The sequence below is a fragment of the Streptomyces sp. NPDC004838 genome (assembly GCF_053600955.1).
Window position 1 is genome coordinate 134797 of the sequence record NZ_JBSGAW010000009.1, and the last position, 13726, is coordinate 148522.

17 protein-coding genes are annotated in these 13726 nt (G+C 68.6%); 11 read left to right on the forward strand and 6 right to left on the reverse strand.

From position 1 onward, the window contains the following. Positions 1–150: 150 nt before the first annotated feature. The 5 genes from fusA to ACWEFL_RS13090 all read right to left on the reverse strand — a co-directional run bounded on the left by fusA (position 151) and on the right by ACWEFL_RS13090 (position 5044). Positions 151–2277: an elongation factor G gene (gene fusA / locus ACWEFL_RS13070; protein ID WP_451711040.1), complete on the reverse strand. Its 2127-nt coding sequence runs from the start codon at positions 2275–2277 to the stop codon at positions 151–153. A 39-nt stretch (positions 2278–2316) separates the two neighbouring features. Then, positions 2317–2787 (reverse strand): 30S ribosomal protein S7, encoded by a 471-nt coding sequence (rpsG, locus tag ACWEFL_RS13075; RefSeq protein WP_003956472.1) that lies wholly within the window; start codon positions 2785–2787, stop codon positions 2317–2319. Between the two features lie 2 nt (positions 2788–2789). Next, on the reverse strand, positions 2790–3161 hold the full coding sequence (gene rpsL / locus ACWEFL_RS13080; RefSeq protein ID WP_003948652.1) for a 30S ribosomal protein S12: 372 nt from the start codon (positions 3159–3161) through the stop codon (positions 2790–2792). Between the two features lie 451 nt (positions 3162–3612). Further along, a complete protein-coding gene (locus tag ACWEFL_RS13085; protein ID WP_451711041.1) occupies positions 3613–4308 on the reverse strand; it encodes a hypothetical protein in 696 nt (231 codons plus the stop codon). A 301-nt stretch (positions 4309–4609) separates the two neighbouring features. Continuing rightward, positions 4610–5044, reverse strand: a complete 435-nt coding sequence (locus ACWEFL_RS13090; protein WP_451711043.1) for a helix-turn-helix domain-containing protein — start codon at positions 5042–5044, stop codon at positions 4610–4612. Between the two features lie 195 nt (positions 5045–5239). Between ACWEFL_RS13090 and ACWEFL_RS13095 the strand changes: the two genes are divergently transcribed. The 3 genes from ACWEFL_RS13095 (at position 5240) to ACWEFL_RS13105 (ending at position 6732) form a co-directional block, all read left to right on the forward strand. Beyond that, a complete protein-coding gene (locus ACWEFL_RS13095; protein WP_451711044.1) occupies positions 5240–5539 on the forward strand; it encodes a WhiB family transcriptional regulator in 300 nt (99 codons plus the stop codon). Positions 5540–5917: 378 nt separating this feature from the next. Further along, complete coding sequence (locus ACWEFL_RS13100) at positions 5918–6553, forward strand: hypothetical protein (protein ID WP_451711046.1); 636 nt, start codon at positions 5918–5920, stop codon at positions 6551–6553. Further along, entirely contained in the window at positions 6550–6732 is a 183-nt protein-coding gene (locus tag ACWEFL_RS13105) for a hypothetical protein (protein WP_451711047.1), read from the forward strand. The genes ACWEFL_RS13100 and ACWEFL_RS13105 overlap by 4 nt, the downstream gene beginning before the upstream one ends. A 220-nt stretch (positions 6733–6952) precedes the next feature. Here ACWEFL_RS13105 and ACWEFL_RS13110 read toward each other — a convergent pair whose 3' ends face one another. Then, positions 6953–7255, reverse strand: coding sequence for a hypothetical protein (locus tag ACWEFL_RS13110; RefSeq protein ID WP_451711049.1), 303 nt, complete (start codon positions 7253–7255; stop codon positions 6953–6955). Between the two features lie 300 nt (positions 7256–7555). On the opposite strand from ACWEFL_RS13110, the gene ACWEFL_RS13115 reads away from it, so the two are divergent. From ACWEFL_RS13115 to ACWEFL_RS13150, 8 genes are all read left to right on the forward strand, one after another. Continuing rightward, the gene (locus ACWEFL_RS13115) at positions 7556–7963 is read left to right on the forward strand and encodes a hypothetical protein (RefSeq protein ID WP_451711051.1); all 408 of its coding nucleotides are present in this window, start codon (positions 7556–7558) and stop codon (positions 7961–7963) included. Positions 7964–8122: 159 nt separating this feature from the next. Further along, positions 8123–8731: a phage tail tube protein gene (locus ACWEFL_RS13120; RefSeq protein WP_451711053.1), complete on the forward strand. Its 609-nt coding sequence runs from the start codon at positions 8123–8125 to the stop codon at positions 8729–8731. Between the two features lie 102 nt (positions 8732–8833). Next, positions 8834–9124 carry a hypothetical protein gene (locus ACWEFL_RS13125; protein WP_451711055.1) on the forward strand — a complete coding sequence of 97 codons (291 nt, stop codon included), beginning with the start codon at positions 8834–8836 and terminating at the stop codon, positions 9122–9124. A 131-nt stretch (positions 9125–9255) separates the two neighbouring features. Further along, complete coding sequence (locus ACWEFL_RS13130) at positions 9256–9543, forward strand: hypothetical protein (protein WP_451711056.1); 288 nt, start codon at positions 9256–9258, stop codon at positions 9541–9543. A 449-nt stretch (positions 9544–9992) separates the two neighbouring features. Beyond that, the gene (locus ACWEFL_RS13135; protein ID WP_451711058.1) at positions 9993–10229 is read left to right on the forward strand and encodes a hypothetical protein; all 237 of its coding nucleotides are present in this window, start codon (positions 9993–9995) and stop codon (positions 10227–10229) included. Between the two features lie 111 nt (positions 10230–10340). After that, a complete protein-coding gene (locus ACWEFL_RS13140; RefSeq protein ID WP_451711059.1) occupies positions 10341–11222 on the forward strand; it encodes a hypothetical protein in 882 nt (293 codons plus the stop codon). 28 nt (positions 11223–11250) lie between these two features. Further along, positions 11251–12447, forward strand: a complete 1197-nt coding sequence (locus ACWEFL_RS13145; protein WP_451711060.1) for a phage tail protein — start codon at positions 11251–11253, stop codon at positions 12445–12447. Between the two features lie 8 nt (positions 12448–12455). Next, positions 12456–13700: a tape-measure protein gene (locus ACWEFL_RS13150; RefSeq protein WP_451711061.1), complete on the forward strand. Its 1245-nt coding sequence runs from the start codon at positions 12456–12458 to the stop codon at positions 13698–13700. Positions 13701–13726 lie beyond the last annotated feature (26 nt).

The following is a 13726-nucleotide window of genomic DNA, read 5'->3' on the forward strand; positions in this document are numbered from 1 at the left end:
GGTCCTCCTGTGGAGTGGTTCTGTACGCCTTACTCATCGGCGCCAGGTGATCTTTGCTGGGATGCCGGGGCCCGGGGCATTCTCTCCGTTGTGGGAGGGAATGCACACCGCGGGCTCCGGTGACAAGCCTAAAGCGTGAACTCGGGTGAGTTACTCGCCCTTGGCCTTCGCGATGATCTCCTCGGCGACGTTCCGGGGAACCTCGGCGTAGGAGTCGAACTGCATCGAGTAGCTTGCGCGACCCGACGTCTTGCTGCGGAGGTCTCCGACGTAGCCGAACATCTCCGAGAGCGGCACCAGGCCCTTGACGACCCGGGCGCCGGCCCGCTCCTCCATGGCCTGGATCTGGCCACGCCGGGAGTTGATGTCGCCGATGACGTCGCCCATGTAGTCCTCGGGCGTGGTGACCTCGACGGCCATCATCGGCTCGAGGAGCACGGGGCTGGCCTTGCGCGCGGCCTCCTTGAACGCCTGCGAACCGGCGATCTTGAAGGCGAGTTCGGAGGAGTCGACCTCGTGGTAGCCACCGTCGATGAGCGTGACGCGAACGCCCGTCATCTCGTAGCCGGCCAGGATGCCGAACTGCATGGCTTCCTGGGCGCCCGCGTCCACCGAAGGGATGTACTCCTTGGGGATACGGCCACCGGTGACCTTGTTCACGAACTCGTACGAGGCGTCGCCGCCCTCGATCGGCTCGATCGCGATCTGCACCTTGGCGAACTGGCCGGTGCCACCGGTCTGCTTCTTGTGGACGTAGTCCACGCGCTCGACGGCCTTGCGGATCGTCTCACGGTAGGCGACCTGCGGCTTGCCGACGTTCGCCTCGACCTTGAACTCGCGGCGCATCCGGTCGACGAGCACTTCGAGGTGGAGTTCGCCCATACCGCCGATGACGGTCTGGCCGGTCTCCTCGTTGGTGTGCACCTGGAAGGAGGGGTCCTCCTCCGCGAGACGCTGGATGGCGACACCCAGCTTCTCCTGGTCGCCCTTGGACTTGGGCTCGATCGCGACCTCGATGACCGGCGCCGGGAAGTCCATGGACTCCAGGATCACCGGGTTCTTCTCGTCCGCGAGCGTCTCACCGGTGGTGGTCTGCTTCAGGCCCATGACGGCGACGATGTCGCCCGCGCCCACCGACTCGATCTCCTCACGCTTGTTCGCGTGCATGCGGTAGATCTTGCCGATGCGCTCCTTGCGGCCCTTCACGGAGTTCAGCACCGCGGTGCCGGACTCCAGACGGCCGGAGTAGATGCGCACGAAGGTGAGCTTGCCGAGGTGCGGGTCGCTCATGATCTTGAACGCGAGCGCCGACAGCGGCTCCTCGTCGGACGGCTTGCGCTTGACGATCTCCTCCGGGTCCTTGACGGAGTGGCCTTCGATGGCCTCCACGTCGAGGGGGGAGGGGAGGTAGCGCACGACCGCGTCGAGCAGGGGCTGAACGCCCTTGTTCTTGAACGCGGTCCCACAGAACACCGGAGTGATCGTGATGTCCTTGGACTTGCCCGAGGCAATGGTGATACGGCGGATCGCGGCGTACAGCTGCTCCTCGGTGGGCTCCTGGCCCTCGAGGTACAGCTCCATGATCTCTTCGTCGTTCTCGGCGACGGTCTCCAGAAGCTTGCCGCGCCATTCGTCGGCGGCCTCGGCGTGCGTGGCCGGGATGTCGACGATGTCGTACATCTCGCCCTTGGCGGCCTCGGCGGACCAGACGAACGCCTTCATGGTGACCAGGTCGACGACGCCCTTGAAGTCGGCCTCGGCGCCGATGGGGAGCTGCATCACGATCGGCGTCGCGCCCAGGCGGTCGCTGATCATGTCGACACAGCGGTGGAACTCGGCACCGGTGCGGTCGAGCTTGTTGACGAAGCAGATACGCGGAACGCCGTAGCGGTCCGCCTGACGCCAGACGGTCTCGGACTGGGGCTCGACACCCGCGACACCGTCGAACACCGTGACGGCGCCGTCGAGGACGCGGAGCGAACGCTCCACCTCGACGGTGAAGTCGACGTGACCCGGTGTGTCGATGATGTTGATGGTGTGATCGACGTCCTCGAGCGACCAGTGACAGGTGGTCGCGGCGGACGTGATCGTGATCCCCCGCTCCTGCTCCTGCTCCATCCAGTCCATCGTGGCAGCGCCGTCGTGGACCTCACCGATCTTGTAGCTCACACCGGTGTAGAAAAGGATGCGCTCGGTGGTCGTCGTCTTCCCAGCGTCGATGTGGGCCATGATCCCGATGTTGCGGACCCTGGCCAGGTCAAGCGAAGTAGTGGCCATTTTGGCTCAGTCTTCTCTCGGTCTCGATGTGGGCAGCGACTACCAGCGGTAGTGCGCGAAGGCCTTGTTGGACTCGGCCATCTTGTGCGTGTCCTCACGCTTCTTGACCGAAGCGCCGAGGCCGTTGGAGGCGTCGAGCAGTTCGTTCATGAGGCGCTCGGTCATGGTCTTCTCACGGCGGGCGCGGGAGTAACCGACGAGCCAGCGGAGCGCGAGGGTCGAGGCGCGGCCGGGCTTGACCTCGATCGGCACCTGGTAGGTCGCGCCACCGACACGGCGGGACTTGACCTCGAGCGCGGGCTTGACGTTCTCCAGGGCGCGCTTCAGCGTGATGACCGGGTCGTTGCCGGTCTTCTCGCGGAGGCCCTCCATGGCGCCGTACACGATGCGCTCGGCGGTGGAACGCTTGCCGTTCAGCAGAATCTTGTTGATGAGCGAGGTCACCAGAGGAGAACCGTAAACCGGGTCGATGATGACCGGGCGCTTCGGGGCGGGGCCCTTACGAGGCATTCTTACTTCTCCTTCTTGGCGCCGTAGCGGCTGCGGGCCTGCTTGCGGTTCTTGACACCCTGGGTGTCAAGGGAGCCGCGGATGATCTTGTAGCGAACACCCGGCAGGTCCTTCACACGGCCACCACGCACGAGCACGATGGAGTGCTCCTGCAGGTTGTGTCCCTCGCCCGGAATGTAGGCCGTGACCTCGATGCCCGAGGTCAGACGCACACGCGCGACCTTACGGAGAGCCGAGTTGGGCTTCTTCGGGGTTGTCGTGAACACACGCGTGCAGACGCCGCGTCGCTGAGGGGAACCCTCGAGGGCAGGCGTCTTGTTCTTCTCGACCTTGTCCTGCCGGCCCTTGCGGACCAGCTGCTGGATCGTAGGCACTACTTCTCCGGTTTCTGTGTGCCGTTCAGTGAAACTAACCTGGAACGCACCGACCCACGCGGTCGGGTGTGTCGAAGCTGCGGGGCTCCGCCCGCGGAGAGCGGAGAAGGCGCAGAATGCGGTGGCCGGTCATTGAACCCGTCAGCGGTTGAGGACACGCTCACGAGCCCAGGCACACCCCAGGCACAAGGTCTGAGCGTACCTACCGCATGGACTCCGGTCAAAACAAATGCCCACGCGCGGGAAGCGCCTTCCGGGCCGCGGAACGACGTCTTCGGGCACCCCGCGCAAAGGGGCTCTCGCGGCGGTCCGTTGAGGGGCGGGGGTCCGGCGCGGGGCTCTCGCGGCGGGTGCGGTGAAGCCGCCTCGGCGGGCGTCCGGCAGGGTCCGACGACTGCTGGAAACCGTCGTACTCCATCTGTCTATCAGTCGCAGTCGCGGTAGCAGTCGCCTACAGGGCGTCGCCGTCCGGGCCCGGCGGGGCGTCGCGCTGGTAGCGGCGCGGGGAGGAGAGCCGGGGGATGGTGGGGACTTTCGACTTGCGGCTCTTGGGGAGGAAGGCCGGGCGGCCCGCCGCGGTCGGCTCCTCCCGGTCCACGGGGGCCGGCGGCGCGTCGCGGGCGTTCTCACCGTCCGCGGCGGGCGCGCTGTTCCCGGCGGCCCTCCGCTGGTCGTTCTCGCCTTTCTCCCCGTTCTCGCCCTTCTCCCCGTTCCGGTCGCTCTCACCGTTCCGGTCGCTCTCACCGTTCCGGTCGTAGCGGTCGCTCTCGCCGCTCGCACCGGTCGCGCGGCCCTCACCGCTCTCGCGGGGATCGCCGCCGGTCGCGCGCTCCCGCTCCCGTCCCCGGCCCTCCCACCTGTCCTGCTCGCGGGGGAACGGGATGACGGCGGCCTGGCCAGGCGTACGGCCGACCAGCCGGAGGGGCCGGTTCCTGGCGGCGACGCGGGCCTCCTCCAGAGCGGAGCCGTACTCGGCGGCGGCATCACGCCACCCCTTGGCGTACGCGTCCAACTCCAGCCGGTCGAGTTCCTCACGGAGGAGTACGGCGACGGCGGCGGGGTCGTGGCGTTCGAGAAGCGTGCCGAGCAGGGCGAGCAGGCCGGGAAGATCACTCGGAGGAGCCTCCGGGAGGTCGTCCGGCGACACGGGAGGTACGGGAGGCGCTGGCGATGCTGCCGACGGAACCGCTCTCGCGCCTTCCCCCGCACCGTCGCCCTCGGCCATCCGTATCTCTCGCCCCGTCCCCTCGGTGGCCAGCCCCCCGGCTATGCCTCCCCCGCCCCTGTGTCCCCAGCCCATGCGTGACCAGGGCGTGCCTCGGCGACGTCTCCGGATCGCCGGAGGCGTACGGCCTGCGTGAACGTAGGGACAGGCCGCCTCAGTCTACTGGGGGCGCACTTGCCACTGGGATGTGGAGCCGGAGTTGACTCGGTTCCCGCGCCGGAGGTCAGTCCTTCGCCAGGGGCTGGTGACGGGCCGGGGCGGACGGCAGGAACTGGCCGGCGACCTTGATGAAGATCTCCCGCTGATCGGCGGGGATGCCGAGTCCGGCCGCCGCTTCCTCCAGGGTCAGCCGGCGCTCCGTGGCCTGCGGCGCGTGCTCGGCCGCCTGCGGCAGCGGCAGATCCTGCTCGGTGAGCCGACCGGACCGGATGAGCATGTCCCGCACCGGCACGTCGAGTACGTGCGCGAGGCGGCGGGTCGTCTCCAGGTCCGGCATGCTCTGCCGCTGGAGCAGTCTCGTGATCGCGGCGCGGTGGACACCGGCCTCGTCCGCGAGACGGGACTTGCCGCCGCCGCGCGGGCTGTCGATGTCGTAGCCCCGGCGGCGGATGAGCTCTTCGATCCAGGCGGCGAACTGCTCCACATCACTGGCGGTCATGACTGGTCGCCTCCCTCCAAAGCGAACCTCAGAGTAGCGCGCTTGCGCGCAAGGAATTACGTGACCTTGCACGCGCACACACTTCCGTCACCGCATGTATGCCGTGCGTATAACTCAGGAGTAAGTTGCGTGCGCACGCGCAACATGCCAGAGTGGCGGATCCCACAGCAGGTCACTCAGTCAGGAGTCGCCGCCATGCCCCTGCCCGATTCGCCGGAGTCCACCGGCTGGCGCGCGGCAGCCGCGTGCTCGGGACTGCCCCCGCAGATCGTCTTCGCCCGACGGGAAGCAGAGGCGCGACCTGCGCTGAAGGCATGCGAGCGGTGTCCTGTCGTACGCCTCTGCGAGGAGGCGGTGGCGCCGGCGGAGAGCTTCTTCGACGGTGTGAGCGCCGGCCGCCTGTGGCGCAACGGCCGAGCGGTGCGGCTCCGCGGCACCTCCGTTGCGCGCCCGCGCGATGGGCGTCCCGCCCCGTATCCCGATTCACAGACATGACACCCATGTGCTCGTACCCGGTATACGACCTTGCAGGGGACACGTATGACACGCAACGCGTACACGGGGTGCCAACGCGTACACGGGGCACCTAGGAACGGGGCGCCGGGCTCCTAGGAACGGCGCACCCAGGAGCGGCGCGCCTGGGAAGGGGCCGTCGCACCGGCCGACGCCCTCGCGAGAACCCCGCTCCCCGTTCGGCGGCGCGCGCGGCGGCCGGAGCCGGTGCCGGTGCCGGTGCCGGACAGCCCGGCCACCGTGCGGCGGGGGCGCGCCGTTCCGCATCGCGCGCTGTGCCGGGGAACCGGGGCTCCCGCGGCACGGAAGCCCGCAGTTCGCAGTCCGTACCCGCTCATCGTCCTACCCGGGGAGGCACTCTTGGCCACCACATCCGCCCATGACGCAGCCGTCTGGATCGACGCGCTGACGCGCCGGTTTCCCGAACTGCTCACCGAGTTGGCGCCCAGCCGCCGCTCGTCGTCCGTCGGAGGCGGCGGGCGCGCCACGCCGACGCACCCGGCGGCTCCCGTCCGTCTGCACGTCTCCGACGCGATACGGGACGTCACGGACGGGGTGATCGAACTGGACGAGGCCGTGCACGACCGGCTGGGCCTCGGGCGGCCCCGGCACGCGCGCGTGCCGCAGCGGCTGGCGCGGATCGCCGGGCTTCTCGCCGACGTCTCGGCGCATCCCGATCTCGCGGAGCATGTACGGGACGAGGCCCGCAGGATGGTGGGCCGGTGCGCGCGGGCTCTCGGGGAGTCCGAGTCGATGGTCCGGGTCGAGGGCCGCTGCCCGTGGTGCGGCTCCGTCTCGCTGCGGGCGTTTCCCGAGCGCCGTGCCGTGCTCTGTGTGAATCCGGGCTGCCGCTGCGCCGACGCGGAGTGCGACTGCCGTACGGACGTCGTGTACCGCCACACCTGGCGGGAGGGGGACGCCGACGCACCGGTGGCGGCGGGGTGGCCCGCGATCGCCGCCGCCATGAACGCGGCGGCCGAAGGGGTACGCCGATGACCGCGGCGGGACCGCTGATCACGGGAGCGCTCGCCGCGAGCGAGGCCGGGGTGGTCCCGGCCACCATACGGAAGTGGGTCCAGCTCGGTTTCCTCGTGCCCTCCGGGCGGCGGGGCCGGGCTCAGCTCTACCGGCTGGAGGATGTGTTCGCCGCGGAGCGCGCGGCCCGCCGCAAGTAGGCGGCGCTGGGCCCTGGAACGGTTCGGGGTGCGGCGCCAGGCTCCGGGCGCCGGGCGCGGCACCGGCGAGCGGGACGCCGTGGGCGCGGGACGGCAGGCGCGGTGCACGCAGTCGATGGACGCAGTCGGTGAACAGAAGGCGGTCGCCCCATCCGGGGCGGCCGCCTTTTTGGGTGTGTACGCCTGACCGGGCACGTACGCGTGACCGGGCCGCGTGACCTCACCGCCCGGCGTCCCTCTCGGGCCGTATCCGCAGCACCCTGCCGTCGTCGCCCCCGGCCGGACCGCGCCCGTCGACGGCCCGGAGGGCCTCCTGCCAGCCACTCGTGAACCCCTGCATCTCGGCGTCCACGGCGATCCGGGCGCCGACCTTCCCGACCATCGCGGTGAGCGTTCTCGCCACGTCGCAGGTGTAGTCCCCCGACTCCCCCGCCTCGGCGGCGACTTCCACGGCGGCCGCCACCACCTCGGCCAGCCGCTCCCGCGCGCTGACGGCACCGTCGACACCGCTGACCACACCCACACGCACCCACCCCTCAGACCATTGCTCGAAAACTTGTTCGAAAGCTTGAGGCTTGAGAGTAACTCGCCCTCCGGGCACGACACCACACATGACACACCTCAAAAGTGCGCCCGCGCGCGACCTAGTTGCGCGCTCGCACGATCTGAATCACAATGGGTGCAGCGGCGGAGCTGTGCCCGCAAGACGGGCAGCGGCTCCGCCGTTCGCTGCCGGGCGGCGTCCTGCCCACGCCCCCTTCCCCCCGGGACGCCGCCCGGCGGCCTCCACTCACCCGCCCTCACAGCACCGAGGTGAACCGTCATGACCACACCCCCGAGTGCCTTTCCCGACGTAGAGGCGTTGGTCGTCGACGTCCTCAAGGCTGACACCGCGCTCACCGGCGTCCATGTCGCGGTCGACCCGCCGCCCGCCTTCAACGGCACCACGCCCGCCGTCCTCGTCAACCGGCGGGGCGGGGCCTGGACCGGCGATCTGCACGTCGACATGCCGCTGATCGAGTTCGAGGTGTACGGGCCGACCAAAGCCGCCGCCCATGTCCTGTGCAACAAGGCGCGGCGGGTGCTGCTCGCCGCGATCGGCAGGACGTACGGCGTCAATGTGATCACCGACGTCGAGGAGGAGGACGGGCCGCGCTGGACGCCCGACTACGTGTACGCGGCGGCCAACCGCTATGTGTGCGTGATCCGTCTCTCGCTGACCGTCTTCTGAGTCGTGCGAGTCCGCTGACGTCGCAGCTCACACCCGGTGTGTTCACACACCGACCCCACGATCGAGGCCCTGCCGTCCGGCGGGGCCTTCGCCGTTCCCGGGCGAAACCGCGAAACCGCTCCGGGAACGGCACCACCCCCTCTATAAGGAGAAGCCACCATGGCAGGCAACAACTCTTCCGAGATCCGCGTAGCCGGCAGCGGCCGACTCTTCGTCGCCCCCGCCGGCACCGCGGCCCCGACCGCTTTCACCGACAACTCCAGCACGGACTGGGGTGCCACGTGGAAGGACCTCGGTTACACCTCCGCCGACGGCGTGACCTTCGCCAAGAAGGACAAGCTGGAGCCGGTCGACTCGTGGCAGGCCGTCAGCCCGGTCCACTTCATCTACTCGGACCGGGATCTGACGCTGAAGTTCTCCCTGCTCCAGTTCAACGAGGACACCCTCCCGTTCTTCATGGGCGGCGGCGAGGTCAAGCAGGAGGGCACTCCCCCGGTGGCCGACGTCTACCGGTACGACATCCCGGAGCGCGCCTACGCGGACGTCCGGGCCCTCGGCCTGGAGTTCACCGACGTCAAGGCCGGCACGAACACCACGGTGAAGTACCGCTTCTTCATCCCTCGCGGCCAGGTCACCGCGTCGGACGACATCAAGCTGGCCCGCAAGTCCGCGGCGCAGCTGGGCATCACGTTCACCGCGATGTCGCCGGGCAACGGCGGCCCGCTGGCGAGCTTCGTGATGAAGGACTCCACGTACGCCGCGGTCTAACCCCTGCTCTAATCCCTGCTCCCCGGGTGCGGGGCGGCCCCGGCCGTCCCGCACCCACCCCTTTCTCCGCATCTGCACACTCGCGAACAAGGAGTACGCATCATGGCCCGTTTCGACGTCAACGCAGCCCGCGCCCAGCGCCTGGAGGCCCGTGGCACCACCTGGTCCTTCGAACTGGACGGCGAGAGCTTCACCCTGCCCACCGAGATGGGCCGCAGCACCGCGAAGGGACTGCGGAAGCTCGACGACAACGACGTGGACGGGCTGCTCGCACTACTGATGGGCGACAAGCAGTTCGCGCGCTTCGAGAAGCACGACGTGACCATGCAGGACATCGCCGCGATCCTGGAGGCGTACGGCAAGGAGACGGGGCTCAGCCTGGGGGAAGGCTGAGCCTCGCCGAGTTCGTCGACGAACACGCCGAGGCCCTTGAGGCGGACCTGCTCCGCCATTACGGGCTCGACCTGCTGGACTGGCACCGGGGCGAGCTGTCCAGCCGCCGACTGCTGGTGCTGCTCAGGAACATGCCGTACGACAGTGCCGTCAACCGGTCGGTGAACGGCGAGGCGGCCACCTGGACGGTCACCGATCACCTGCTGGCGGCGACGGTGGACCATCTGGCCGCCGCCAACTGGATGTTCGTCTGTGCCAACTCGGCCGACGAGCATGACACCCCCGAGCCACCGAAGCCCGTACCGAGGCCCGGGGACAGGCACGAGCCGGAGCCCGGTGGCGACGGCGAGGGCGGACCGGACGAGGGAAGCGGCGAAGCCGTCCCGTCGCCGGAGCAGCTCGCCCGGTTCTTCGGGTGAGCACCAATCCCACCGGATGCGCCGCTCCCGGCCGCCCCCGTTGTGACGGAACGATTCTGAGGGGGGCACGATGGGCCGTCCCCGCCTGCCGCGCAGCACTCTGCCAACCGGCTGGGCGCTGCTGCGGCCGCGCATCTCCCGGGCGGAGAGGAACGGGCCAGTCTCGGGGCGCTGAGGTGTCCCGTGCTCGTCCGCGCGTCCGTGCTCGTTCTGCTTTCCCAGCCAAGCGATTGGGGGAACAACGTCACCCTACCGCGAGCACTTTGACGCCCGCTCATGGTGCCCGCTGGTCGGCGGACGGTGCGAGACGGCACACGAATCGGCACCGGGCCGCGCCTCCCACCGCCGTCCGCCCGCCGCTTCGGCGCAGGTGTGCGCGGGGCGACGGGCCAAGGACCGACGAGCGCGGGTTCCACCTCGGCCGCAAGCGACCGGAAGGCAGGACACCATTGACGTCCCAGACCGGGGGAAGCCCGGCGCAGGGCGCGCCCCTCGACCGTCTGCGCGAACTGCTGTACGGCCCCGACCGCCTCGGCGGCGACGCCCTGCTCGCCGCACTCGACGCGGAGTTCGCCGCCGAGTTCACGGCCCGCGAGACGCGGGCGTACGCGGCGGGATGGAACGACGCGGTCACGGCGAGCCGGAGCGGCCGGCCGTTGCCGCAGTCCCGCCCGGGAGCCTCTTGACCACTGCCACCCGCACTCATGGCCCCATGAGGCATCCGCCGCACGGACTCCGGAGGCCGAACCCTGCGGAGTGCCGGCACCATTCACCACTCCAGAAGTGGAGGAATCTCGATGGCAGAACCAAAGACCCCGACCGAACCGAAAATCCCGGCAGAACAGAAGGTCCCGGACGACATCATCAAGTGGATCAAATCACTGAAGATCGACTTGGACTCGGTCAAGAATCCGGCCGGAGCCGTCACAAGGGATTTCATTATCGGTCAGACAAAGATACTGATCGCAGCGATCGAGAAAGGAAAGAAGGACGAACCCAAGCTCTGGTGGGAGATAGCCCTTGAAACGATCGGACTCGGCGATTTCGCCAAGTCACTCAAGGAGAACATGGGGTTGCATCAGACCCTCCTGACTCTCCTGATCCCACTCGCCGCCCTCGCGCTCCCCATCGTGGCGGCCATCGCGTACTTCAAGGCGACCGGGAAGGTCATCGGCCGGGACCCCAATACGAACATGCCCAGGCCGATGACCCCTCAGAAGAGGGACGAACTCACCGCGATCGCCTTCAACGTAAACCCTACGGGCCTCACACCCGAAAAACTGGAAGATCTCAGGAAGGGCCTCGTAGAGGTCACCAGGGTCACCCCCGCGTTCAACGCACAAATTGGCAATCTGAAACCGGCGGCGGAGTACGACGCACTCGCCAAGGCGATCAAGGAGATCGGCGATTCGCTTGCCTCCGAAGGCTTGAAGAACGAGGCACTGAAGAAATTCGGGGAAGCAGCCGCACACACCGCACTCGACGACACCAAACTCTCCAAACTCGTCAAGAATGTAGGCGACCTCGACACAAAGCTGACGAATCTCAAGGCCGCCGACCTGAACACCACCGCTTCGGCTGCGGACAACCTCGCCGAACCCACGGAGAGACTGGCGGCCAAGTTCCGGGACCTCGCACGCTCGGCAGGAGAAATCAGGGCCATCCTGGACGCGCAATAAGCCTCACCTCACCGAAAGGAGGAACGGAATGAGTCTTGTCCGTTCCATGAAGAACGCGTCCGGTGCCGTCAATTCTTTCAAATCATCGGCCTCCGGAGCCGCAGCACCGATCCGCGGCATCGGCGACGCCAGCGGCCGGGCCTCCGGCCAGCTCCGTGGGCTCCGCTCCGCGTCGCAGCAGTCCTCCGGGCAGCTCAGGAGCCTGAAGACAGCCACCGACCGGGCCGAGCGCTCGATGGCGAAGGCCGGCACCACCGGCCAGTCGGCCGGCGGCAAGCTCGGCCGGTTCAAGTCGGGAGCCGACCGGGCCGCCCAGGGGCAGGACCGGCTCAACCGGTCCATGCGGGGCAACTTCCTCGTGCGGCTGCTCGAACTCTTCATGCCGCTGATCGAGATGATCGTCCAGATGGCCGCGCGGTCCAGGACCATGCAGACGGTCATCCGGACCGCGTTCAACGCCATCCGGACCGTCATCAGCGCGGTCATGAAGGTCGTCGGCCCGATCATGCGGGCGGCCGGATCGCTGATCCGGTCGGTGTGGAACGGCATCCGGAGTGCCATCTCCACCGTCGTCAGGGTCATCGCCACCGTCATCCGTACCTACGTCAACATCTGGCGGAACATCCTCACCACCGTGATGAACGCCATCCGGACCGTCATCCGGACCGTCTGGAACGGCATCAAGGCCGTCATCACGCCGGTGATCAACTGGATCCGGACGGTGATCCCCAGGGCCTTCAGCACCGTCAAAGAGAAGATGTCGAGCATCTGGAACGGCCTGAAGGACATCGCGTCCAGGGCGTTCAACGGCATCAAGGACGGGGTCAGGTCCCCGATCAACGCCGTCATCGGGCTGATCAACTCGATGATCGGCCGGCTGAACGCGATCAAGGTCAGCGTGCCGGGCTGGGTCCCCCTGGTCGGCGGCAAGACCTTCGGCGTCAGCCTCCCCACGATCCCTCAACTCGCCGCCGGCGGTGTCGTCATGCCGCGCCGCGGCGGTGTCCACGCGATCGTCGCCGAAGCCGGTGAGGCCGAGGCCGTCATGCCGCTGTCCAAGCTGGACCGGCTGCTCGCCATCACCGCCAAGCGGGCCCGGATGGCGCAGAACCAGGCGGGCTCCGGCAAGGGCGGTTTCCACATCGAGCACTACCACGCGGCCCGTAACGCCGACCCACGGGCCACCGCCGCCGCCCTGATGTACCTCGCGAAGGCCCGCGGATGAGTGCGGCCATGGCACTGCCGCTGAACCCCCTGCGGAACGCCGCCGGCTCCACGAGAAACCTCAGCGGTGGAATCGGGCAACTCTCCGGCCCCCTCCGCACCATGACCACCAACATCCGGAACGCGGCCTCCGGCGTCGGCCGGCTCCCCGGCGCGCTGAACCCCGCGGGCGCGGCCATACGCGGGATCAGGACCCGCGCCTCCGGCGTCTCGGCCTCCGCCGCCAAGCTCGGCCGCTCCACCGCGCCCACCGGAGTCCGCCGGTTCGGCGCGGCCGCGGGCCGGGCCAAGGCGTCCGTCGACAGGATCGGCGGCGGCCCCCTGGGCACCATCATGGGAATGATCGTCGGGATGGTCGACATCGCGTCGCTCCTCAGCGGCCTGATGGGCCGCTTCGGCATCGTGATGACCATCGCGTCCATCGCCATGACCGGAGTCAACACCGCCATGCGCGCCAACCCGCTCGGCTTCGTGCTCGGCATCATCATTCCGGTCGCCGCCTACCTCATCGAACTGGCGCTGAGCAGCGAGACCGGCCAGCGGATCATGAAGCAGGTCTTCGCCCAGGTCCTCCGGAACTTCCAGCGGATCGCGGCATTCCTCGGGCCCATACTCAAGTCCATCGGCAGCCGCGTCGGCACCGCTTTCACGGCGATACGGAGCACCGTCACCGGAGTGCTGCGTTCCCTCGCCGGCACCATCGGCACCATCGCACGCATCGGTTCGGCCATCGCGGGCGTTTCGAACGCCATGCGCGCGGTCGCCTCGCTCGCCTTCAACCGGTTGAGGGGCGCGGTGCGGCCCATCCAGAAGTGGATCACCGACACCGCTCCGGGGTTCTTCACCAGGGCGAAGAACGCCGTGGCCGGCGCGATGCGCGGCATCGGCGACATGCTCGAAGGCGGGATGCAGACCGTCCTGAGCGTCGTGAAGGGGCCGATCAGCGGCCTGATCGCCTTCGCCAACTGGGTCATCGACGGGCTGAAGAAGCTCAGCTTCTCGATCCTCGGCAAGAAGTTCGGGGTCAAGCTCGACAAGATCCCCCAGCTCGCCGAGGGCGGCGTCGTGTTCCCCGGCATGTCCGACCGGGCCCCGCGCATCCAGCCGCTCTCGGAACTCGAGCAACGGCGGGTGCTGTACGGGTCCGCCGCCGCCCCGAAGCCGTACCGCATCGAGCACTACCGCGAGGAGCCGGACGCGGGTCCGCGTTCCACCGCCGAGGATCTGCTCTTTCTCACCGCCGCTCACGCCTGAGCCCCTACAGCCGTACAGCCCTACAG

What these genes read in the sequence shown, in the direction of transcription:
- ACWEFL_RS13090 (WP_451711043.1), bottom strand. Translation starts at nt 5,044, where the DNA reads ATGACCGCCAGTGATGTGGAGCAGTTCGCCGCCTGGATCGAAGAGCTC.
- ACWEFL_RS13130 (WP_451711056.1), top strand. Translation starts at nt 9,256, where the DNA reads ATGCCGTACGACAGTGCCGTCAACCGGTCGGTGAACGGCGAGGCGGCC.
- ACWEFL_RS13105 (WP_451711047.1), top strand. Translation starts at nt 6,550, where the DNA reads ATGACCGCGGCGGGACCGCTGATCACGGGAGCGCTCGCCGCGAGCGAG.
- rpsG (WP_003956472.1), bottom strand. Translation starts at nt 2,787, where the DNA reads ATGCCTCGTAAGGGCCCCGCCCCGAAGCGCCCGGTCATCATCGACCCG.
- ACWEFL_RS13125 (WP_451711055.1), top strand. Translation starts at nt 8,834, where the DNA reads ATGGCCCGTTTCGACGTCAACGCAGCCCGCGCCCAGCGCCTGGAGGCC.
- ACWEFL_RS13120 (WP_451711053.1), top strand. Translation starts at nt 8,123, where the DNA reads ATGGCAGGCAACAACTCTTCCGAGATCCGCGTAGCCGGCAGCGGCCGA.
- fusA (WP_451711040.1), bottom strand. Translation starts at nt 2,277, where the DNA reads ATGGCCACTACTTCGCTTGACCTGGCCAGGGTCCGCAACATCGGGATC.
- ACWEFL_RS13140 (WP_451711059.1), top strand. Translation starts at nt 10,341, where the DNA reads ATGGCAGAACCAAAGACCCCGACCGAACCGAAAATCCCGGCAGAACAG.
- ACWEFL_RS13145 (WP_451711060.1), top strand. Translation starts at nt 11,251, where the DNA reads ATGAGTCTTGTCCGTTCCATGAAGAACGCGTCCGGTGCCGTCAATTCT.
- ACWEFL_RS13095 (WP_451711044.1), top strand. Translation starts at nt 5,240, where the DNA reads ATGCCCCTGCCCGATTCGCCGGAGTCCACCGGCTGGCGCGCGGCAGCC.
- ACWEFL_RS13115 (WP_451711051.1), top strand. Translation starts at nt 7,556, where the DNA reads ATGACCACACCCCCGAGTGCCTTTCCCGACGTAGAGGCGTTGGTCGTC.
- ACWEFL_RS13150 (WP_451711061.1), top strand. Translation starts at nt 12,456, where the DNA reads ATGGCACTGCCGCTGAACCCCCTGCGGAACGCCGCCGGCTCCACGAGA.